The 20374-nt window shown below is 52.8% G+C and carries 22 protein-coding genes; 18 read left to right on the top strand and 4 right to left on the bottom strand.

What is annotated here, in order from left to right:
• Window position 1: 1 nt before the first annotated feature.
• The 15 genes from B9Z46_RS01905 (at window position 2) to B9Z46_RS01835 (ending at window position 14643) form a co-directional block, all read left to right on the top strand.
• Entirely contained in the window at window positions 2-985 is a 984-nt protein-coding gene (locus tag B9Z46_RS01905) for a tripartite tricarboxylate transporter substrate binding protein (RefSeq protein WP_108254336.1), read from the top strand.
• Between the two features lie 24 nt (window positions 986-1009).
• Window positions 1010-1927 carry an amidohydrolase family protein gene (locus tag B9Z46_RS01900; protein ID WP_108254335.1) on the top strand — a complete coding sequence of 306 codons (918 nt, stop codon included), beginning with the start codon at window positions 1010-1012 and terminating at the stop codon, window positions 1925-1927.
• Window positions 1927-2367, top strand: a complete 441-nt coding sequence (gene ligA, locus B9Z46_RS01895) for a protocatechuate 4,5-dioxygenase subunit alpha (RefSeq protein WP_055360449.1) — start codon at window positions 1927-1929, stop codon at window positions 2365-2367. The genes B9Z46_RS01900 and ligA overlap by 1 nt, the downstream gene beginning before the upstream one ends.
• Window positions 2368-2369: 2 nt before the next feature.
• Window positions 2370-3239: a class III extradiol dioxygenase subunit beta gene (locus B9Z46_RS01890; protein WP_055360450.1), complete on the top strand. Its 870-nt coding sequence runs from the start codon at window positions 2370-2372 to the stop codon at window positions 3237-3239.
• Window positions 3240-3255: 16 nt separating this feature from the next.
• On the top strand, window positions 3256-4212 hold the full coding sequence (locus B9Z46_RS01885; protein WP_108254334.1) for a Gfo/Idh/MocA family oxidoreductase: 957 nt from the start codon (window positions 3256-3258) through the stop codon (window positions 4210-4212).
• 102 nt (window positions 4213-4314) lie between these two features.
• A complete protein-coding gene (locus B9Z46_RS01880) occupies window positions 4315-4974 on the top strand; it encodes a TetR/AcrR family transcriptional regulator (RefSeq protein ID WP_199220529.1) in 660 nt (219 codons plus the stop codon).
• A gap of 132 nt (window positions 4975-5106) precedes the next feature.
• Entirely contained in the window at window positions 5107-5634 is a 528-nt protein-coding gene (locus B9Z46_RS01875) for a TRAP transporter small permease (RefSeq protein WP_108254333.1), read from the top strand.
• A 30-nt stretch (window positions 5635-5664) separates the two neighbouring features.
• Window positions 5665-6942, top strand: coding sequence for a TRAP transporter large permease subunit (locus B9Z46_RS01870; protein WP_108254332.1), 1278 nt, complete (start codon window positions 5665-5667; stop codon window positions 6940-6942).
• Window positions 6943-7030: 88 nt separating this feature from the next.
• Window positions 7031-8026, top strand: coding sequence for a TRAP transporter substrate-binding protein (locus B9Z46_RS01865; protein ID WP_108254331.1), 996 nt, complete (start codon window positions 7031-7033; stop codon window positions 8024-8026).
• A 95-nt stretch (window positions 8027-8121) separates the two neighbouring features.
• Window positions 8122-8955: a shikimate dehydrogenase gene (locus B9Z46_RS01860; RefSeq protein ID WP_108254330.1), complete on the top strand. Its 834-nt coding sequence runs from the start codon at window positions 8122-8124 to the stop codon at window positions 8953-8955.
• 19 nt (window positions 8956-8974) lie between these two features.
• Complete coding sequence (locus B9Z46_RS01855) at window positions 8975-9856, top strand: 4-hydroxyphenylpyruvate dioxygenase (RefSeq protein WP_108254329.1); 882 nt, start codon at window positions 8975-8977, stop codon at window positions 9854-9856.
• Between the two features lie 9 nt (window positions 9857-9865).
• A complete protein-coding gene (locus tag B9Z46_RS01850; RefSeq protein WP_108254328.1) occupies window positions 9866-10759 on the top strand; it encodes a sugar phosphate isomerase/epimerase in 894 nt (297 codons plus the stop codon).
• Window positions 10756-11757, top strand: a complete 1002-nt coding sequence (locus B9Z46_RS01845) for an aldo/keto reductase (protein ID WP_108254327.1) — start codon at window positions 10756-10758, stop codon at window positions 11755-11757. The genes B9Z46_RS01850 and B9Z46_RS01845 overlap by 4 nt, the downstream gene beginning before the upstream one ends.
• A 164-nt stretch (window positions 11758-11921) precedes the next feature.
• On the top strand, window positions 11922-12428 hold the full coding sequence (locus B9Z46_RS01840) for a (2Fe-2S)-binding protein (protein WP_108254818.1): 507 nt from the start codon (window positions 11922-11924) through the stop codon (window positions 12426-12428).
• Window positions 12429-12438: 10 nt separating this feature from the next.
• Complete coding sequence (locus B9Z46_RS01835; RefSeq protein WP_199220528.1) at window positions 12439-14643, top strand: xanthine dehydrogenase family protein molybdopterin-binding subunit; 2205 nt, start codon at window positions 12439-12441, stop codon at window positions 14641-14643.
• 37 nt (window positions 14644-14680) lie between these two features.
• On the opposite strand, the gene soxA is transcribed toward B9Z46_RS01835, so the two are convergent.
• From soxA to soxX, 4 genes are read right to left on the bottom strand one after another with little or no spacing between them, the layout of a single operon-like run.
• Window positions 14681-15439, bottom strand: coding sequence for a sulfur oxidation c-type cytochrome SoxA (soxA, locus tag B9Z46_RS01830; RefSeq protein ID WP_158268384.1), 759 nt, complete (start codon window positions 15437-15439; stop codon window positions 14681-14683).
• Between the two features lie 30 nt (window positions 15440-15469).
• Window positions 15470-15799, bottom strand: a complete 330-nt coding sequence (locus B9Z46_RS01825; RefSeq protein WP_158268383.1) for a thiosulfate oxidation carrier complex protein SoxZ — start codon at window positions 15797-15799, stop codon at window positions 15470-15472.
• A complete protein-coding gene (locus tag B9Z46_RS01820) occupies window positions 15799-16182 on the bottom strand; it encodes a thiosulfate oxidation carrier protein SoxY (RefSeq protein ID WP_055360463.1) in 384 nt (127 codons plus the stop codon). Before B9Z46_RS01820 ends, B9Z46_RS01825 begins: the two co-directional genes overlap by 1 nt.
• A 47-nt stretch (window positions 16183-16229) precedes the next feature.
• Window positions 16230-16601 (bottom strand): sulfur oxidation c-type cytochrome SoxX, encoded by a 372-nt coding sequence (gene soxX / locus B9Z46_RS01815; protein WP_108254323.1) that lies wholly within the window; start codon window positions 16599-16601, stop codon window positions 16230-16232.
• A gap of 172 nt (window positions 16602-16773) precedes the next feature.
• Between soxX and B9Z46_RS01810 the strand changes: the two genes are divergently transcribed.
• The 3 genes from B9Z46_RS01810 (at window position 16774) to paaZ (ending at window position 20178) form a co-directional block, all read left to right on the top strand.
• Entirely contained in the window at window positions 16774-17109 is a 336-nt protein-coding gene (locus B9Z46_RS01810; protein WP_108254322.1) for a protocatechuate 4,5-dioxygenase subunit alpha, read from the top strand.
• Between the two features lie 25 nt (window positions 17110-17134).
• Window positions 17135-17980: a class III extradiol dioxygenase family protein gene (locus B9Z46_RS01805; protein WP_108254321.1), complete on the top strand. Its 846-nt coding sequence runs from the start codon at window positions 17135-17137 to the stop codon at window positions 17978-17980.
• Between the two features lie 152 nt (window positions 17981-18132).
• Window positions 18133-20178: a phenylacetic acid degradation bifunctional protein PaaZ gene (paaZ, locus tag B9Z46_RS01800; RefSeq protein ID WP_108254320.1), complete on the top strand. Its 2046-nt coding sequence runs from the start codon at window positions 18133-18135 to the stop codon at window positions 20176-20178.
• Window positions 20179-20374 lie beyond the last annotated feature (196 nt).

Genomic DNA, 20374 nt, shown 5'->3' with positions numbered 1-20374 from the left:
TATGAAACCGATTCGTTCATTGACACAAACACTTTGCGTGGTCTTGGCTGCTTTCTCTAGCAGCCTCGTGTTGGCGCAAACAACGACCAACTATCCCAACAAACCCGTGAAGATGGTGGTGGGTTATGCGCCTGGCGGCGCGGTGGATGTGGTGGCGCGCACTTTGGGCCAGAGCTTGGCCGCGCAATTGGGTCAAAGTTTCATCGTTGAAAACAAACCCGGTGCCGGTACCAACATTGCCGTGAAGTCGGTCATCACAGCCGAGCCCGATGGCTACACTTTGATGATGGCAGCCAATGCGTTGGCGGCCAACATGGCTTTGTATCAGCCCATGCCATTTGATGCCGAAAAAGAATTAACAGCCGTGTCTTTGGTGGGCCGTGTTCCGGTTGTCATTGCGGCCAACCCCAATGTGCCCTACACAACGGTGGCCCAACTGATCGCAGCAGCCAAAGCCAAGCCAGGCCAAATTGCATTTGCAAGTCCAGGCAACGGCTCAACCCCTCACATGGCCATTGAATTTTTTGCCAAAGCGGCAGGCATTGATTTGCAACACATTCCCTACAAGGGTGGTTCACCTGCCATTACCGATGCAATTGGCGGACAGTTGCCCTTGGTGGCCGTGAATGCCTTGGAAGTGTTGCCGCATGCAAAAAGTGGCAAGCTCAAAGTTTTGGCTGTGTTGAGTCCCACACGCAGCGCCATTTATCCTGATGTACCCACCATTACAGAGTCTGGCTTCCCTGGATTCGAAGCATCCGTTTGGTACGGTGTGGTGGCGCCTGCTGCGACGCCCAAGCCTGTGGTGCAAAAGTTGCATGCTGAAATTCAAAAAGCATTGCAAACCAAAGAAGTGAAAGAACGCATGAATGCTGTGGGTGGCGAAGTCATTCCCGGTTCTTCAGAAATGTTTGCCAACTTGATTCGAAGTGAACGTCAACGCTACGAAAAATTGGTGCGTGAAGCCAACATCAAACCCGATTAATCATTGAACTGAGTGAGTATCTAAATGGAATTTCAAAAGACCCCCGGCTGGCTGGATTGGTATTCAGGCCCCAGCAAACCTAAATTCAAATTGCCTGAAGGTGCGGTGGATGCGCATTGCCACGTCTTTGGCCCAGGTGCTGAATTTCCTTATGCACCAGAGCGCAAGTACACACCCTGCGATGCCTCTAAGCAGCAGTTGTTTGCATTGCGTGATCATTTGGGTTTTTCTCGCAACATTGTGGTGGGTGCCAGCTGTCACGGCTCCGACAATCGTGCAACGGTCGATGCCTTGCTTCACTCGAATGGCAAGGCGCGAGGCGTGGCCACGGTCAAACGCAGCGTCACGGATGAAGAATTGCAAGCCATGCACGAAGCAGGTGTGCGCGGCGTTCGCTTTAACTTTGTCAAAAGGTTGGTGGATTTCACACCCAAAGATGAGTTGATGGAAATTGCCGGCCGCATTGCCAAGCTGGGCTGGCATGTGGTGATTTATTTTGAAGCTGTGGACTTGCCGGAGTTGTGGGACTTTTTCACAGGTTTGCCTACTGTAGTGGTCGTGGATCACATGGGCACACCCGATGTGAAGTTGCCAGTTGAGGGGCCTCAATTTCAATTGTTCTTGAAATTCATGCGTGAGCACAGCAATGTTTGGTGCAAGGTCACTTGCCCAGAGCGATTGTCGGTGACGGGTGCGCCTGCTTTGAATGGCGAGCAAAACGCCTACCAAGATGTGGTGCCTTTTGCCAAAGCCATCGTTGATGAATTTCCCGACCGCGTGTTGTGGGGAACCGATTGGCCTCACCCCAATTTGAAAAAGCACATGCCAGACGATGGCTTGTTGGTGGACTTCATTCCGCACATTGCCACCACGCCAGAGTTACAGAAAAAATTGTTGGTCAATAACCCAATGCGTTTGTACTGGCCTGAGGAGAACGTTTGATGGCGCTCGAGAAACCTTATTTGGATGTGCCTGGCACCATCATTTTTGATGCCGAGCAAAGCCGCAAAGGCTATTGGATCAACCAATTTTGCATGTCCCTCATGAAGGCCGAAAACCGGGAACGGTTCAAAGCCAATGAACGTGCTTATTTGGACGAGTGGCAGATGACCGAAGAACAAAAGCAAGCGGTCATGGCACGCGACTTGAACTGGTGCATGCGCACGGGCGGCAACATTTATTTCTTAGCCAAAATTGGTGCCACCGATGGGAAGAGCTTCCAGCAAATGGCGGGCTCTATGACTGGCATGACGGAGGAGGAGTACCGCAACATGATGATCAGCGGTGGCCGCTCCGTTGAAGGCAACCGTTTTGTAGGTGAGAACGGTGATGCCCAAGCGCACAACCAACCTCAAGGCTCCGCTGGTAAGAAAGTAAATTGACCATGGCCAAAATTACAGCCTCCGTTTTCACATCACACGTTCCAGCCATTGGTGCCGCCCTTGATTTGGGCAAAACCCAAGAGCCTTATTGGCAACCTGTTTTCAAGGGTTACGAGTACGGCAAACAATGGATGAAGGACAACAAGCCCGATGTGATTTTCTTGGTCTACAACGACCATGCCACTGCTTTCAGTCTCGACTTCATTCCGACGTTTGCCATTGGCACGGCGGCACAGTTTCAGCCTGCGGATGAAGGCTGGGGTCCTCGCCCAGTGCCTGTTGTCCAAGGGCATCCTGAATTGGCCTCGCACATTGCGCAATCGGTCATTCAACAAGACTTTGACCTCACCATCGTCAACAAGATGGACGTGGACCATGGCCTGACTGTGCCTTTGTCTTTGATGTGTGGCCAACCGCCCGCCGAACATTTTGAATGGCCATGCCCCGTCATTCCGTTTGCCGTCAATGTGGTGCAGTACCCTGTGCCCAGTGGTCAGCGTTGCTTCAATTTAGGCAAAGCCATTCGCAAAGCCATTGAAAGCTACGACCAAGACATCAACGTGCACATTTGGGGCACGGGTGGCATGAGTCATCAACTTCAAGGCGCGCGCGCAGGCTTGATCAACAAAGACTTTGACAATGCATTCTTAGACAAGCTGATCAGTGACCCTCAAGCCGCAGCCAATATTCCCCACATCGACTATGTGCGTGAAGCGGGTAGCGAAGGCATCGAGTTGGTGATGTGGCTGATTGCTCGCGGCGCCATGAACGATGTGACAGGTGGCAAAGCCCCTGAACTGAAACAACGCTTTTACCATGTTCCCGCTTCCAACACGGCGGTGGGTCATGTGATCTTAGAGAACAAATTTTGAACTGAGGAAATTAAACATGTCTAAAACAATCAAAGTTGCACTGGCCGGAGTGGGTGCGTTTGGTATCAAGCACTTGGATGGCATCAAGAACATCGATGGCGTTGAAGTGGTGTCATTGATTGGCCGTGAATTCGCCAAAACCAAAGAGGTGGCTGACAAATATGGCATCGGCCATGTCACCACCGATTTGGCTGACAGTTTGGCTTTGCCTGAAGTGGATGCTGTGATTTTGTGCACGCCGACGCAAATGCACGCGTCGCAGTCCATTGCTTGTTTGAAGGCGGGCAAACACGTTCAGGTCGAAATTCCATTGGCTGACAGCTGGAAAGATGCTGAAGAAGTGGTGCGTTTGGCCAAGGAGGCAGGCAAGGTGGCCATGTGCGGTCACACACGTCGCTTCAACCCCAGCCACCAATGGGTCAACAAAAAGATCAAGGCCGGTGAGTTCAATATCCAGCAGATGGATGTACAAACGTACTTCTTCCGACGCACCAACATGAATGCTTTGGGCCAAGCGCGCAGCTGGACCGATCACTTGCTCTGGCACCACGCTGCCCACACGGTTGATTTGTTTGCTTACCAAGCGGGCAGCTCCATCGTTAAAGCCAATGCGGTTCAAGGCCCCATTCATCCCACCTTGGGCATTGCCATGGACATGAGCATTCAGTTGCAAGCGGCCAATGGTGCCATCTGCACATTGAGCTTGTCTTTCAACAATGATGGCCCTTTGGGCACTTATTTCCGCTACATCGGTGATACAGGCACGTACTTGGCCCGTTACGATGATTTGTACACAGGCAAAGAAGAGCAAATTGATGTGTCGAAAGTGGACGTTTCCATGAACGGCATTGAGCTACAGGACCGCGAGTTCTTTGCTGCCATCAAAGAGGGCAGAGAGCCCAATTCCAGCGTGGCGCAAGTCCTGCCTTGCTACAAGGTCTTGCACAACTTGGAATTGCAATTGAACGCTTGATCAACGCATCACAGCATGCAGGCCATCCCTTGGAGCAGGGTATGGCCTGTTGACCTTTGGCCACTGTTCATTTGATAATTAACCAAACGGTACATTGATCAAATGACGACTTCAACCACTTCAGCCTCACGCAAAACCAGCACGCCAAGAACCAATGATCCCGAAAGGACCATGGCCGAAATCTTGCGCGTCGCCACCACCGAATTTGCCGACAAAGGCCTTGCAGGCGCGCGAATTGATGAAATAGCGGCGGCCACCAGTACCAGCAAGCGCATGATCTACTACTACTTCGGTAGCAAAGAAGGCTTGTATGTGGCGGTCTTAGAGGCTGCTTATGGGCGCATGCGACAAATTGAAGCCAATCTGCATCTGAATGATTTGTCACCAGAAGCTGCGCTTCGGCGCTTGGTGGAGTTCACCTACGATCACCACCAAAGCAACGAAGAATTCATTCGTCTTGTGATGAGTGAGAACGTGCACCGTGGTGAATACCTTGCACAAAGCAAAGAAATTCAAAAGCTCAATGGCTCAGCACTCCAAACCATTCAGGACTTGTACAACCGTGGTGTGAAGAAGGGCGTCTTTAAGAAAAACCTGACGCCGCTTGAAATTCACTCTGCCATTTCTGCTTTGACATTTTTCAATGTGTCGAATCAGCACACCTTTGGTTTGATCTTTAAAAGCAAATCGCCGCAAGGTAAGGCCCAGACTTTGAAAAAAGCGCAAGTGGTCGACATGATGGTCAGTTACGTTTGCGCATAAACAGAGCGCTTGCTCAAGTTCTTTGATCGCAACAGGCAAGCCCAAGTTTTTCATGAACTAAGGGTAACTACTTATCAATAAAAACTAACTAGTTCGTACATTATGGGCTGAGCCCATTTTAGGAATTCGCAGATGACTCGTTTTTTGGACATCACATGCAAGGCCATTGAGTATTTGATTGCGGCATTCATGGCCGCCATGGTGGTATTGGTCTTTGGCAATGTGTTGCTTCGCTATGGATTTAACTCTGGCATTACCTTGTCAGAAGAGTTGTCGCGTTGGTTGTTTGTGTGGATGACTTTCTTGGGCGCAGTGGTGGCGCTGCGAACGCATGAGCACTTAGGAACTGACATGCTGGTGGGGCGCCTTGGCCCATTCGGAAAAAAAATCTGCATGGGCTTGTCGCAATTGCTCATGTTGATGTGCTGCTGGCTGTTGTTCAAAGGCGCATCTGAACAAGCCATCATCAACTGGACCAGTACCAGTGCTGTGATGGAAGTCTCGATGAGCTGGGTTTACTTCCCAGGCATCATTTTTGCGGTGTTGGGCAGCCTTTTGATTGCGCTTGATTTCATCAAATTGATCACGGGCCAGATGAAGGAAGAAGAGTTGATGATGTTCCAAGAGTCTGAAGATGCGCCACATGGTGAAACCCGCTGAACCAGCCCCAAAAGACAGAGAAACATTCAAATGACCATTGCTGTATTTGTCCTTTCCTTGCTGGGCGCGATGGCTCTCGGCGTGCCCATTGCTTTTTCTTTGCTCATTTGCGGTGTGGCCCTGATGGTCCACCTCAACATGTTTGATGCACAAATATTGGCTCAAAACTTGATCGAAGGCTCCAACAGCTTTCCGCTGCTAGCAGTGCCTTTCTTCATGTTGGCAGGTGAAATCATGAATGCGGGTGGTTTGTCTCGCCGCATCGTGAACTTTGCCATGGCCTGCGTAGGTCACATCAAAGGTGGCTTGGGGTACGTCACCATCATGGCCGCTGTCATCATGGCTGCCTTGTCTGGTTCTGCCGTGGCCGATGCGGCTGCGCTGGCTTCATTGCTTTTGCCCATGATGGTGGCTGCGGGTCATGACCGTGCGCGATCTGCGGGTTTGATTGCTTCTGCCGGCATCATTGCGCCTGTCATTCCGCCAAGCATTGGCTTTGTCATTTTTGGCGTGGCAGGCAATGTGTCAATTTCCAAATTGTTCATGGCCGGTATTGTCCCGGGCGTCTTGCTGGGTGCATCTTTGTGGGTCACTTGGTGGTGGTTGGCGCGCAAAGAAGTGGTGCAAGTGCCACCCCGCAAATCCATGGCTGAAATCGGTGTAGCCATGCGTCAAGCAACATGGGCCTTGGTCCTGCCCTTGATCGTGGTCTTTGGCTTGAAGTTTGGTGTTTTCACGCCCACTGAAGCCGCTGTGGTCGCGGCCATGTACGCCTTGTTGATTTCAGTCTTCATTTACAAAGAACTGAATTTCAAAACCATGGTGCCGCTGTTTGTGTCCGCTGCCAAAACCAGTGCCATTGTGATGTTCTTGGTGGCCGCTGCCATGGTGTCGGCTTGGTTGATCACGGTGGCCAATCTGCCCGCTGAATTGATTGCATTGTTGCAACCTTTGCTGGACAGCCCCCGTCTGCTGATGTTCACCATCATGGTTATCACCATGGTAGTGGGCACGGCACTTGACATGACGCCAACCATTCTGTTGTTGACACCTGTGCTGATGCCTGTTGTCAAAGCAGCAGGTATCGACCCTGTTTATTTTGGTGTGTTGTTCATCATCAACAACGCCATTGGTTTGATCACACCTCCTGTGGGGACTGTGCTGAATGCCGTTGCGGGCGTTGGCAAGGTCAGCATGGACGAAGTAACACGCGGTGTGATGCCTTTCATGGTGGCGCAATTTGCCATCATGTTTGCCATGGTGGCTTGGCCTGCTTTGGTGATGGTGCCAGCGCGCTGGTTTTATTGATTTTTTCTTTCCACAGTCTGTTCGGGTACGCCAGACTTTGGAATCCTTGTTCGGCGTACGACCATTAAATTCATCAGGAGACACTGACATGAAACGTGTTTTGATCAAGACTGTATTGGCCGCGGTGGCCTTGGCAGCCATGGGCGTAGCCTCTGCACAAGAGAAAACCATCAAGTTTGCCAACCAAAATGCTGCGGGTCACCCCGTTGTTTTGGGCATGGAAAAATTCAAAGAAGTTGTGGAGAGCAAATCTGGCGGCAAGATCAAAGTCAATTTGTTCCCAGGTGGCACCTTGGGCAGTGACCAGGCCAACGTGTCGGCCATTCAAGGCGGCGCACTTGAAATGGTGTCTTTGAACTCTGGCATTTTGGCCAGCCAAGTGAAAGACTTTGAAGTGTTTGACTTCCCCTTCATGTTTGCCAACGCGGCTGAAGCCGATGCAGTGGTAGACGGTCCCTTTGGTAAAAAAATGCACGCCAAATTGGCCGACAAAGGCATCATCGCCCTGGGCTATTTTGAATTGGGTTTCCGGAACCTGACCAATGGCAAGCGCGCCATCAACAAAGTCTCTGACATCGAAGGCTTGAAACTGCGCGTGATTCCCAACGCCATCAACGTTGACTGGGTGAAAGCTTTAGGCGCTAATCCAACGCCACTGCCATTTCCTGAGTTGTACGCCGCCTTGGAGCAGGGCGCTGTGGACGGTCAAGAAAACCCAGTGGCCACGATCAACTCTGCCAAGTTGTACGAAGTGCAAAAGCACATGGTCTTGAGCAACCACCAATACAACCCACAGTCTGTGCTGATGAGCAAAAAATTCTGGGATGGTCTGACAGCGGCAGAAAAGAAAATCATGGAAGATGCCATGGTCGAGGCGACCAAGCACCAGCGCACACAGTCGCGTAACTTGTCTGCCAGCATCACAGACAACCTGCGTAAAAATGGCATGCAAATCACAACGCTGCCTGCTTCTGAAATGGCCATCTTGCGCGACAAGATGAAGCCTGTCATTGCCAAGCACGGTGATGCGATTGCCGGCACGGTTGCTGAATTGCAAGCTGAATTGGCCAAGCTGCGCAAATAATTTTTAGCAGTTCAGGTCCTTCTAAGACCTTATTGGCAGTCCCCATGCGAAGCCTCTTAGCGTGTCTTGAGGCTTCGCATTTTTACTTCTAGATCATGAACATTGACGGCAACACAGAGTTGATCGCCCACATTGGCTATCCAACCCACAGCTTCAAATCACCCCTGATTTACAACCCTTACTTTGAGAAAGAGGGCATCAACGCATTGGTGGTGCCCATGGGTTGCCAGGCTGCGCATTACCCTGCATTTTTAAAGTCGGTGTTCGAGTTGACCAACATCCGAGGTGCATTGATCACCATGCCGCACAAGGTGAGTACCTTAGACCTTCTGGACGAAGTGACGCCTACCGTCAAAGTGGCCGGGGCATGCAATGCCGTTAAACGCGATGCGCAAGGGCGCTTGGTCGGTGACATGTTTGATGGCGCGGGCTTTGTTCGCGGCATTCAACGGAAAGGATTTAAGCTGATTGGCAAAAGCGTCTTGGTGGTCGGCACGGGCGGTGTTGGCTCAGCCATTGCCGCATCACTGGCTGCTGAAAAAATTGCTGCCATCAGTTTGTTTGATGTCAATACATCCGCATGTGAGGGCTTGGCACAGCGGCTTGTGAACGAATATCCACACATCCAAGTCAAGACAGGTTCCAATGACCCTGATGGCCATGACTTGGTTGTGAATGCAACCCCCATGGGCATGAACGAGGGCGACCCTTTGCCAATGGACGTTTCGCGAATTGCGCCTGAGACATTTGTGGGTGAAGTGGTTATGCGCACAGAGATGACGGCGTTCTTGCTGGCGGCACAACAAAGAGGCTGCCGGGTTCAAGTGGGTTCAGACATGTTGTTTGAACAAATTCCTGCTTATCTGGAATACTTCGGGTTCAAGACAAGCACCGCCAACGTCTTGCGCAGTGTGGCCCGTTTGGGCTGAAAGAAAAGGGGAGTGAGCCATGAATTTACGCACAGCTGACCGCGAAGCCGTTCCAGAAATGCCCAACCGTTTGGGCATTCAAGGCATTGAGTTCATTGAGTACGCCACAAATCGTCCTCAAGCTTTAGGTCAGGTGTTGGAGTCGATGGGCTTCCGGCCCATTGCCCGTCACCGTTCACGTGAGGTCACTTTGTATCGCCAAGGCGGCATGAACTTGGTGGTCAACGCCAACCCTGATGATGCGCGCGTCAGTGCCACAGCCGATGGTCAAGCCGAAATTTCTGCGGTGGCATTTCGAGTGCAAGATGCGCTGAAGGCGCACACCCGTTGCATTGATTTGGGTGCTTGGTCAGTGGCCAGCCATGCGCAGGCCATGGAACTGCACATTCCAGCCATTCATGGTCCTGGCGGCACGCGCTATTACTTTGTTGATCGTTGGCAAGAATTTTCCATTTACGACATCGATTTCAAACCCATTCCCACGGTCGATCAGCATCCTACGGCTGTGGCTGACATGAGCTACTTTGGTGTGGTGCAGTACATTGGCGCATCACGCAGTGAAGACTGGCTGGCCTACTATGAACACATGTTTGACTTCAGTGTCATTCCCGATGAAGAGCGCTTTGGCATCTTGCCTAAAGGCAAATTGATGAAGAGCCCTTGCGGCCAGTTTCTCTGGCAGCTCATTGAACCCGATCCCTGGATGGAAGTTGATGATTCGCCTGAGTCTCTCAAGCGCATTGGCTTTGGCGTGAAAGACGTGGCACAGGCTGTCAAAACGCTCAAAGCCAACGGTGTTGAATTTGTTGAGTCCAAAGAGTTGCATCCTGAAGATCGGGGCGCCCTCACGCGCAGTGCCTTGGGCTCGGTCTCCTTTGAGCTGGTTCATCAATCGACTTGAGGAGTTGCCATGAATATGCTGGACGGTTATGGCATGGACACCATCACGATGGCTGGCCCACTCGAGGCCAAATTAGAAGCCATGAAAAGTGTGGGTTTCTCTCAGGTCATGCTGATGGCGCGAGATTTGGTGGGTCATCCAGGGGGTGTGAAAGCCGCAGTCAAAGCTGTTCAAGACAGTGGCTTGCGCCCCACCGGGTTTCAAGTGCTGCGAGACTTTGAAGGTCTGTCTGGCCATTTGCACAGCTACAAAGTTGACATTGCCAAATCCATGTTGGAAATGTGCGCCGCAACGGGCAGCAAAGTGTTGCTGGCTTGCTCATCAACATCACGCCACGCCACAGACGATTTGGACCTCATTGCCAAGGATTTGAAAAAGCTCGCCATGATGGCCATTCCCTTGGGCATCAAGGTGGCCTACGAAGGTTTGTCTTGGGGTCGCACCGTCAACGAATTCACCACCAGTTGGGATGTGGTCTGCCGTGCAGACTGCCCCAACTTGGGCATTGGCATTGACTCATTTCACATCTTTGCAGCCAAGACTTCACTTGATGCCATTGAAGACATAGACCCTGATCGCATTTATCTTGCGCAGCTGTCCGATTTCATGTGGAATGAAACGCCTTCGTTTGAAGAGCGCATGACCACAGCACGCACCTTCCGTGTGTTTCCGGGGGAGGGCGTGCACAGTGATCAGTTGGCCGATTTGGTTTTGCGACTTGAGCGCATTGGCTATCGCGGCGACTACAGCTTCGAGGTCTTCAACGACGACTACCAACAATTGCCATTGGACATCGTGGCCGAGCGTGCGCGCAAAAGTGCCACTTGGTTGCACCAAGATGTCTTGCACCGCTCAGCACCCTTGCCCGCATGGTCTCTATCTTCACAAAAGGTCAGCGTATGAAAAACAGAAAACTCGGTCCCTTCCAAGTCAGTGAAATTGGCTTGGGTTGTATGAACCTGAGCCATGCCTATGGCGCGCCAGTCTCGGAAGCACAAGCAGAAAAGGTTTTGCTGACGGCCTTGGATTCTGGCGTCACCTTGTTTGATACGGCTGCTTTGTATGGCTTTGGTGCCAATGAAAATTTGGTGGGCAAGGTGCTGAAATCGCACCGTCAGAAATTCACTCTGGCTAGCAAATGTGGCATGACCGGGGTCGATGTCAACGGTGATGGCAAATTGGTGCGTGTCATTGATGGCCGTCCCGAAACCATTCGCAAGACCTGTGAAGAGGCACTCAAGCGACTTCAAACCGATGTGGTTGATTTGTATTACCTGCACCGTTGGGACAAAAAAGTACCCATTGAGGACAGCGTAGGTGCCCTCAGCGATTTGGTTCGGCAAGGAAAAATTCAGAGCATTGGCTTGTCAGAAGTATCGGCCAACACGCTGCGCAAAGCCCATGCCGTGCATCCCATTGCAGCGGTACAAACAGAGTATTCCCTGTGGACACGCAACCCGGAAATTGCGGTACTCAAAGCTTGCGAAGAGTTGGGTACAGCCTTTGTTGCCTTCAGTCCTGTGGCCAGGGGTTTCTTATGTGGACCGCTTGACATTCAAGGCTTGGATGCCAAAGACATTCGCAAGTCCATGCCCCGTTTCACCGCAGAAAATTACGCGGCCAATTTCAAGCTCTTTGCGCCTTACCAACAGTTGGCGAATGAGGCCGGTTGCTCACCAGCGCAACTGGCATTGGCTTGGTTGCTGCACAAAGCGCCGCACATCATTCCGATTCCAGGCACCACCAGTGAGCAGCATTTACTGGACGATTTGGGTGCAGTGAACATTCAATTGGGTTCGGACATGATGGCCAAACTCGAGGCGCTCATCAATGAGAAAACTGTCCATGGCAGTCGTTACAACGCCCAAGCCAATTCAGAGGTGGACACCGAGGTGTTTTAAGAAACTTTCATGAGTCTTGAGTTATGAAAATGGGTACATACCCGCAAAGAGGCTTCGGCCTCTTTTTTTTGTGAAAAAAACTCAGCCCCATCAGAGAGCAGGTCAAAGCCAAAACTGCAGAATGCAAGAATGGTCATATCACCATCCAATTTCAGGAGATGCGCATGTATTCCCTTAATGTGAACGGCAAAGTCCAAAAAGTGGACGCGGAGCCAGAGATGCCCTTGTTGTGGGTCATTCGAGAAGTCCTCGGCCTCACAGGCACCAAATTTGGCTGCGGCATTGCCCAGTGTGGTGCTTGTACGGTCCACGTCGATGGCCAAGCCATTCGTTCTTGCTCAATTCCAGGCTCTGCCATGACGGGCCGAAAAATCACCACCATTGAAGGCTTGTCTGCCAACAGCAGTCACCCTGTGCAAAAGGCTTGGGCCCAAGTGGATGTGCCGCAGTGCGGCTATTGCCAATCTGGGCAAATCATGGCGGCTTCGTCATTGTTGAAACGCAAACCAAAACCCACCGACAAAGACATCGATGAGGTCATGACCAACATCTGTCGCTGCGGCACCTACCAACGCATCCGCGAGGCCATTCATGTGGCCGCCGGCACCCGCAAATTACCCAAAATGGATGCTGATGAAGTCAGTGCCTTAGTTCAGCAAATCAAAGTTTAAGGCGAGCACCATGAATTCAATTTCAAATTCAATGGCGCCATTGTCGCGCCGCCGTTTCATGCTGGGAACTTCCGCCATGGCAGGCGGTGGACTGGCCCTGGGTATGAATATTTTTGCAAACCAGGAGGCCATGGCGCAAGCCACTGACGCTTCACCTGAAGTCGGCATTTGGGTCTTGGTCAAACCCGACGACACCTGCGTCATTCGCATTGTTCGCTCCGAAATGGGGCAGGGCACACGCACGGGTTTGGCCCAGTTGGTCGCCGAAGAGCTTGAGTGCGATTGGCGCAAAGTGACCACGGAGTCCCCCACGCCTGGACAAAACTTGAAACGCAAGCGCGCATGGGGTGACATGAGCACTGGTGGCAGTCGCGGCATTCGCATGTCGCATGACTACGTGCGCCGCGGTGGTGCTGTGGCACGAACCATGTTGATGCAAGCCGCTGCCAATGAATGGTCTGTGGCTGTCTCAGAATTGACAGTTGCCAACAGCGTCATCACGCACGCTGCTTCGGGTCGAAAAACCACTTACGGCAAAGTGGCGGCAGCGGCGGCCAAGTTGCCCGTGCCTGATGCCAAGTCGATGGTGTTGAAAGATCCTCGAACTTGGAAAATTGCAGGCAAGTCCATTCGCCGTTTGGACACCAGCGACAAACTCAATGGCAAAAAAATCTACGGCATTGACGTCAAGCTCGACGGTATGCTGTGCGCTGCCGTCATGGACTGTCCGGTTTTTGGTGGCAAGTTGGTCAGCTTTGATGACAGCAAAGTCAAAACTTTGCGCGGCGTTAAATCCGTGGTGCGCGTGGATGCCACCACGGTGGCAGTGGTGGCCGATACATGGTGGCGCGCCAAAAATGCGCTCGCCCAGTTGCCCATTGTGTGGGACGAAGGTCCGCATGCCAAAGTCAACAGCGCATCGATTGCCGCGCATTTGAAAGAGGGCCTGACAGCACCAGGTAACTATGCAGGCCGCAAAGAAGGCGATGCCATTGCGGCGGTGGCCAATGCCGTCAAAAAAGTAGAGGCCACGTACAGCACGCCATTCTTAGCGCATGCACCGATGGAGCCGATGAACTGCACAGCGCGCGTCACAGCGGATCGCGCAGAAGTATGGGCACCTACCCAAAATGCAGAAGCCTCTTTGGCCGTGTTGGCAGAGACATCGGGTTTGCCTTTGGAGAAGTGCGATGTCTACGTCACCGATTTGGGTGGCGCATTTGGTCGCAAGGGTGGTCAACAAGATTACGTGTCGCAAGCGGTCAACATTGCCAAACAATTTCCAGGCACGCCCATCAAAATGATTTGGAGCCGTGAGGAAGATCAAGCACATGACTTCTACCGTCCCTTGTCGCAGTGTCACATGACCGCTGGCTTGGATGACAAAGGCAATTTGGTGGGCCTGACCTTGCGTTCTTCGGGTCAATCCATCAACGCATGGGTCAATCCTTCCGCCATCAAAGATGGCAAAGACGAACGCCAATTGCAGGGCTTCTGGAAAGAACCGGGCGAAGCGCAACTGGGTTACACCATTCCCAACTTGCTCACTGAATACGCCATTCGCAACACCCACGTTCCTGTGGGCCCTTGGCGCGGTGTGAACACCAATCAAAATGGTGTGTACATGGAGTGCTTCATAGAAGAAGTGGCCAAAGCGGCAGGCAAAGATTCACTGGCTTTCCGTCAGTCACTGATGAAAAATCACCCCAAGCATTTGCAGGTCCTGAATGCCGCTGCAGAAAAAGGCGATTGGGGCAAACCTTTGCCAAAAGGCGTATTCCGCGGCATTGCCCAGTTCATGGGCTATGGTGCTTATTCCGCTGCGGTGGCCGAGGTCACAGTCAGTCCTCGCGGTGAAGTCAAAGTTCTGCGCATGGTGCTCGCCACCAATGCGGGCCACTTTGTCAATCCACACCAAGTGGCTGCACAAGTTGAGGGCGGTGTGGCGATGGGTCTCAGTGCCACATTCTTTGGTGAATGCACGGTAGAAAATGGCCGTATTCAGCAAACCAATTTTGACACTTACCCCTTGCTGCGCATGGGCCAAATGCCCAAGGTCGAAACGGTCTTGGTGCCCACTTACGACTTCTGGGGTGGCGTGGGCGAGCCCACCATTTGCGTGGTGGCTCCTGCTGTCATGAATGCCATTTATGCGGCCACAGGCAAACCCATTCGCGATTTGCCTTTGAAAAATGCCGGCCTGAAATTTGTCTAAGTTCAGTGCCCCTGATCAGGCTGCTTGCTAGCCTTGATCAGCGCCGCAAGGACGGCCCATCAATGGGGATGCCTTGCGCGCGCATTTTGAGAAACAACTCCAGTTGACGCAGCGCTTGGCTGCCTGGCGCGGGCACGTCGGCTTGCACGCCAGAGAAGCAGGCGCGCAGGCGACGGTCAATCGAGCCCATGCTTTGCCAGCTCATTTTGAAAATGGGAAAGCCAGTGGGGTGTCCGGGTGAAATCACGTCGGCGCGCATTTGTTTGCCAATGCTCAAATCATGACAATGCGTGCAGGCCAGATTCATGCGCCCCATGCGCGCGGTGAATTGCGCGGCGCCTTGGTTCAGTGCGTCTTGCCATTGCGATGCATCAACTGGCGTTGATGTGATTTGGTAGGGCATGCCTTGGCTGCTTTCGTGCACGATGGCACTCAAGGCCAAAACATCTGGATTCTCTAGACCCTTCATGGGTTTGCCACTGCGCTGCGCACAATCCAATATTTGATCTTCCAAATTGATCAACTGTTGTTTGGAGGTCGACCATTTTGGAAAGCGCGTTGCCACTGCCTTCATGTTTTGAACATCGCCATGGCATTGAAAACACGAGTTGGGCTGGTCGACTGCGCCCCATAAGGTGCGGCCTTGTTCTAACCACAATTGAACCGGGTTACGCGTTGCATCGTTTTGCATCGCCCGCAACTCAGGGCTTAAGAAGGCATTGCCACTGCGCTGTGCAGGCGGCAGCGTTTGTGCATTCAGAACGAGTGGCACCATGGCAAGAAACGCAAAGGCCATTCGCAAGCTCAAGCGACACCTCACCATGCTTCAGACCACCAAGCGCTGGACGGTTTCACCGGCTTGGCCTGCGTCATCGAGCCACAGCACGCGCACCAGACCACCACCCGCAGGAACTTGTACAGGAAATGCCAAGTACACAGGCGAGGTCATGGCGGTGCCCAACTCTGCTTCCAAGATCAACTGGTCGTTGAGCAACACTTTGACGGTGTGAATGATGTTGCGCTGAATTTTGCGGCCTGAGTCGTCCACCCGAAAACCAGAGTCCATGGGGTGTGCGGCAGACCAGCGTGCCTCTAGGGTGGCGCCTGCTTTCAGAGGACCTGCAAAGGCCAATCGGGTCAGAATGGGGTTGCTCATCAGGAGTCGTCCAAGCAAGCGGTCGACGTAATCACGGTGGGTGCGCTGTTGGCGCGCTCGAGCCCGTTGCTGAAGGTCGCCAAGACCCATACCGATTGGCTGGCGGCAAGACGCAGCCGCGTGTTGAGCAGGTAGCTTTGCGGTTCACCGTGCAGTTTCAGATGCAAGGCCAGAGGGTTGGGGTTCTCCGGCAAGATCACACGCAGTGATTTCAAGAAAGTACCTTCGGGTGCGCGGATGTTGGCTTGCAGTGGCACGGCATTGCCGGTATCGGCCAGCCGCGGAAATACCAATTCAATGCCTTCGCTTGGCAGTTCTGTCATGGGTGCAGCCGATGCCCGCTGCTGCGTCGTCAGCAGCCATGCGCCGGCGGCCCACAGCATGCCGGTTCGACGTTGCGAATTAACAGTCCCGTAAAGGGAGGGTGTGTTTATTGCCATGATTGCAAAGTATCCACCACCTCGGAAATTTGCGCATCGGACAAGATGGCACGGGGTGGGTTAGCTTTTGTCAGGCCCTCCGTGGCGCCAAACGGTGGCATGAGGGTTTGCGGGTTCATCTGCCGGGCATCTTTCACCCATTGCGTCAGTTGAGCACGGTTCCACTTGCGTGCCACACCTTGGAGAGAAGGGCCGAAGTTGCTGACCAAGCCCTCTACCCCTGGTAACTCATGGCAAGCGATGCAATTGCCTGTTTGTCGCGAGGTCATGATCTCAAAGCCAGCAGACCTGGCTGGCGAGACCTCCGCCAAGGCCATGGCTGGGCTGAGGCTCACCGACATGCAAAGTAGAAAGCATTTCATCAGGGCATTGTGTCATGGTCATTGGTAGGTTTTTAAAAGTGGCAATCAAAGGGATGCATGACATAGATCAGTTTTTGTCAGAAGGTGAACTGGTACAAACAAAAAGCATGTCAACATGAAGCGGAAGGGCCGCATCAGTGCCTGAACTTGTGCCAGCAGAAAGGATTGAACAATGGCCATCCCAGGAACCACCCCCTTTGACGGAGAACAAGCCCAAAAGGGTTATGCGCTGAACAAAATGTGCTTTTCTTTCAATTCGGCCGACAACAGAAAAGCCTTTGTAGAAGACCCTGAAGCCTACATGCGCAACTACGCGCTGAATGCGGAACAGGCCGAGGCCATTCGTTCCAAACAAGTTTTGAGACTTATTGCGGCAGGTGGCAATGCGTATTACCTGGCCAAGTTTGCGGGCATCTTTGGTCTGGACATGCAAGACATTGGTGCGCAACAAACGGGCCTGACCAAAGAGGCGTTTCAAGCCAAATTGCGCGCAGCTGCAAACAACTAAAAGCAGATCCATTCGGAGTAACAGCATGGCAAAACTCATGGGTGGCTTGGCCACATCTCACATTCCCGCCATTGGTGGCGCAATCCACGAAGGCATTCAGCAAGAACCTTATTGGAAGCCCTTTTTTGACGGCTATCCACCGGTGCAAAACTGGCTAAAAAATGCAAAGCCGGACGTGGTTGTGGTGTTCTACAACGACCACGGCTTGAATTTTTTCCTGGACAAAATGCCGACGTTTGCAGTCGGTGCCGCCGCGCAGTACAACAATGCAGATGAAGGCTGGGGCATTCCAACCTTGCCACCGTTTCAAGGCAACATGGCCCTGTCATGGCATTTGATCAATCACTTGGTGGCCCTTGACTTTGATGTCACCACCTGCCAAGAAATGCTGGTAGACCATGCGTGCACATTGCCCCTGAAGTTGTTCTGGCCTGAAGGTCCTTGCCCTGTTCAAGTGGTGCCCATTTGCATCAACACGGTTCAGTTTCCTTTGCCATCGGCCAAGCGGGTGTATGCGTTGGGCAAAGCTGTCGGTGAAGCCATTGCGCAATGGCCCTCTGATCACAAGGTGGCGGTGGTGGCCTCTGGCGGTTTAAGCCATCAACTGGACGGCGAGCGTGCAGGCTTCATCAATAAGGCCTTTGATTTGGAGTTCATGGACAGCTTGGTCAGCAATCCCGAATGGGCCACGCAGTTCAATACCTTGGAACTGGTCGAGAAAACGGGTACTCAGGGCGTGGAACTCTTGATGTGGTTGGCCATGCGCGCCGCGTTAAGCAGCGCTTCGGGCCGGGTTCGTGAAGTGCATCGCAACTACCACATCCCCATCTCCAATACGGCCACAGGTCTGATGGCGTTTTCTGTGGATTGAGGAAAATACGGGTTAACCCGTATTTTTGAGTGTCGCCTAAAAACATGGAAACATGCATAATATTTCCAGTCCGTGCGGTTGGTTAATTATCTGACTGGTTTCCTACTGCATGTTTCCTCTCTGTTTACCCACCGCCTTTAGGCGCACCGCTTATGACCACCGTTCTCCAGAGTTTTGTCGCCGGCCGCTGGGTCGGTCAACAAGCTGCGCAAGCCTTGCACAGCGCCATCAATGGCCAAGAAGTGGCCTTCGCCCACGCCGAGCGCCTGGATTTTGCAGAGGCTCTGCACTATGGTCGTACCACAGGCCTGCAAGGCATGTTGGCCATGGACTTCCAGCAACGCGCCGCTGCACTGCGCGCATTGGCCAAATATTTGGGCGAGCGCAAAGAAGAGCTGTATGCCATTTCTGCTCACACAGGTGCAACCCGCATTGACTCTTGGGTCGACATCGAGGGCGGTACCGGCACTTTGTTTGCCTATGCCGGCATGGCCGCCAGTGAATTGCCCAGTGGCAATTTGATTCACGAAGGCCCCGTCGCATCTTTGGGTAAGAAGAACACTTTTGCTGGCACCCATATCTTGGTGCCCCGTGGCGGCGTTGCTGTTCACATCAATGCTTTCAATTTTCCTGTGTGGGGTTTGTTGGAAAAATTCGCACCCACCTTTTTGGCAGGTATGCCCTGCATCGGCAAGCCTGCCACCGCCACCAGCTACCTCACAGAAGCCTTGGTTCGCATGATTGACCAATCCGGCATCTTGCCCAAGGGCGCTTTGCAGTTGGTCATTGGCAGCACGGGTGATTTGCTCGATCGCTTGGACGTGGCAGATGTGGTGACCTTCACCGGCTCTGCGGACACGGCGGCCAAGTTGCGCGTCAATGCCAACATCGTGCGCAACAGCATTCCTTTCAACGCAGAAGCGGACTCATTGAACTGCGCCATCTTGGCTGACGACGTGTCGCCTGATGACGAAGAATTCGATTTGTTCGTCAAAGAAGTGGTGCGCGAAATGACGGTCAAAGCGGGCCAAAAATGCACCGCCATTCGCCGTGCCATCGTGCCTCGCAAACATTTGGATGCCGTGGCTGAAAAAATCAAAGCACGCCTCGCCAAAGTGGTGGTGGGCGATCCTTCTGTGGAAGGCGTGAAGATGGGCGCCTTGGCTTCCAAATCACAACAATCGGACGTCGCTGAGCGCGTGGCCATGCTGCGCCAAAGTGCAGAGCTGGTTTGTGGCGGCGACGCCCATTTCAGTTTGGTGGGTGAGGGTGTGGCCCAGGGCGCTTTCTTCCAGCCCACTTTGCTGTTGTGCCAACAACCCCTGAACACCGACAGCGTGCACGACATCGAAGCATTCGGTCCTGTCAGCACGCTCATGCCTTATGACAACATGGAAGAAGCCATGGCCTTGGCCAAGCGCGGCAAAGGCAGCTTGGTGGGTTCTTTGATCACCAAGACGCCTGCTGTTGCCGCGCAAGTGGTGCCGCGTCTGGCGGCCAACCATGGCCGTTTGCACGTGCTCGATCGTGAATCTGCGGGCGAATCAACAGGACACGGTTCCCCCTTGCCATCCTTGAAACACGGTGGCCCTGGCCGTGCGGGCGGCGGCGAGGAGTTGGGCGGTATTCGCGCTGTGACGCACATGATGCAACGCGCTGCTGTGCAGGGTTCCCCCAGCATGTTGACGGCCATCACACGCGAATATGCGCGGGGTGCCAAAGTCATTGAAACTGACACGCATCCCTTCAAGCGTTACTTTGAAGAATTGCAAATTGGCGAATCTTTGTTGACGCCTTCCAAAGTGATCGGTGAAGCCGATGTCAAAGCATTTGGTGAGCTCACCGGTGACATGTTCTACATGCACTTTGATGACGAAGCCGCCAAAGCTTCTGCCTTCGGCAAACGCATTGCGCACGGTTACTTGGTCTTGTCGGATGCGGCTGGATTGTTCGTGGTGGCCGAGCCCGGCCCTGTCTTGGCCAATTACGGCTTGGACACACTGCGCTTTGTGAAACCTGTGGGCTTGGGTGACAGCATTCAAGTGCGCTTGACTTGCAAGCGCAAAATTGACCGCAACAAAAAGGACGCCAATGGCCAAGGGCAGGGCGTGGTGGCTTGGGATGTTGAAGTGACCAACCAGGACAAAGAGTTGGTCGCCAGTTACGACATCTTGACCTTGGTGGCTAAAAAGGGCTGATTTCAGTTCTTTCAAAATCCCTACAAGTTCTGGGCTTAATGAGGGCGTGGCTTGGCAAATCCAGGCCATTTCCTTTCTAATCTGTCAATCGTTGGGGAGTAGCTCAATTCCTTTGTGTTCAGTTTCAAGTCCGAATTCACGTTCAGACAGCACGAAGGAATCAACAAATCGTCATTACGGAGTTTTTTAACTCTCG

This window comes from Limnohabitans sp. Hippo4, from assembly GCF_003063605.1.
Lineage (GTDB): Bacteria > Pseudomonadota > Gammaproteobacteria > Burkholderiales > Burkholderiaceae_C > Limnohabitans_A.
Note: the sequence above shows the minus strand (reverse complement) of the source record. Positions and strands in the feature narration are given on the sequence as shown.

What these genes read in the sequence shown, in the direction of transcription:
- B9Z46_RS01860 (WP_108254330.1), top strand. Translation starts at nt 8,122, where the DNA reads ATGAACATTGACGGCAACACAGAGTTGATCGCCCACATTGGCTATCCA.
- ligA (WP_055360449.1), top strand. Translation starts at nt 1,927, where the DNA reads ATGGCGCTCGAGAAACCTTATTTGGATGTGCCTGGCACCATCATTTTT.
- B9Z46_RS01850 (WP_108254328.1), top strand. Translation starts at nt 9,866, where the DNA reads ATGAATATGCTGGACGGTTATGGCATGGACACCATCACGATGGCTGGC.
- B9Z46_RS01835 (WP_199220528.1), top strand. Translation starts at nt 12,439, where the DNA reads ATGAATTCAATTTCAAATTCAATGGCGCCATTGTCGCGCCGCCGTTTC.
- B9Z46_RS01865 (WP_108254331.1), top strand. Translation starts at nt 7,031, where the DNA reads ATGAAACGTGTTTTGATCAAGACTGTATTGGCCGCGGTGGCCTTGGCA.
- B9Z46_RS01855 (WP_108254329.1), top strand. Translation starts at nt 8,975, where the DNA reads ATGAATTTACGCACAGCTGACCGCGAAGCCGTTCCAGAAATGCCCAAC.
- B9Z46_RS01845 (WP_108254327.1), top strand. Translation starts at nt 10,756, where the DNA reads ATGAAAAACAGAAAACTCGGTCCCTTCCAAGTCAGTGAAATTGGCTTG.
- B9Z46_RS01905 (WP_108254336.1), top strand. Translation starts at nt 2, where the DNA reads ATGAAACCGATTCGTTCATTGACACAAACACTTTGCGTGGTCTTGGCT.
- B9Z46_RS01875 (WP_108254333.1), top strand. Translation starts at nt 5,107, where the DNA reads ATGACTCGTTTTTTGGACATCACATGCAAGGCCATTGAGTATTTGATT.
- paaZ (WP_108254320.1), top strand. Translation starts at nt 18,133, where the DNA reads ATGACCACCGTTCTCCAGAGTTTTGTCGCCGGCCGCTGGGTCGGTCAA.
- B9Z46_RS01890 (WP_055360450.1), top strand. Translation starts at nt 2,370, where the DNA reads ATGGCCAAAATTACAGCCTCCGTTTTCACATCACACGTTCCAGCCATT.
- B9Z46_RS01810 (WP_108254322.1), top strand. Translation starts at nt 16,774, where the DNA reads ATGGCCATCCCAGGAACCACCCCCTTTGACGGAGAACAAGCCCAAAAG.
- B9Z46_RS01825 (WP_158268383.1), bottom strand. Translation starts at nt 15,799, where the DNA reads ATGAGCAACCCCATTCTGACCCGATTGGCCTTTGCAGGTCCTCTGAAA.
- soxA (WP_158268384.1), bottom strand. Translation starts at nt 15,439, where the DNA reads ATGGCCTTTGCGTTTCTTGCCATGGTGCCACTCGTTCTGAATGCACAA.
- B9Z46_RS01840 (WP_108254818.1), top strand. Translation starts at nt 11,922, where the DNA reads ATGTATTCCCTTAATGTGAACGGCAAAGTCCAAAAAGTGGACGCGGAG.
- B9Z46_RS01885 (WP_108254334.1), top strand. Translation starts at nt 3,256, where the DNA reads ATGTCTAAAACAATCAAAGTTGCACTGGCCGGAGTGGGTGCGTTTGGT.
- B9Z46_RS01805 (WP_108254321.1), top strand. Translation starts at nt 17,135, where the DNA reads ATGGCAAAACTCATGGGTGGCTTGGCCACATCTCACATTCCCGCCATT.
- B9Z46_RS01880 (WP_199220529.1), top strand. Translation starts at nt 4,315, where the DNA reads ATGACGACTTCAACCACTTCAGCCTCACGCAAAACCAGCACGCCAAGA.
- B9Z46_RS01870 (WP_108254332.1), top strand. Translation starts at nt 5,665, where the DNA reads ATGACCATTGCTGTATTTGTCCTTTCCTTGCTGGGCGCGATGGCTCTC.
- soxX (WP_108254323.1), bottom strand. Translation starts at nt 16,601, where the DNA reads ATGAAATGCTTTCTACTTTGCATGTCGGTGAGCCTCAGCCCAGCCATG.
- B9Z46_RS01820 (WP_055360463.1), bottom strand. Translation starts at nt 16,182, where the DNA reads ATGCTGTGGGCCGCCGGCGCATGGCTGCTGACGACGCAGCAGCGGGCA.
- B9Z46_RS01900 (WP_108254335.1), top strand. Translation starts at nt 1,010, where the DNA reads ATGGAATTTCAAAAGACCCCCGGCTGGCTGGATTGGTATTCAGGCCCC.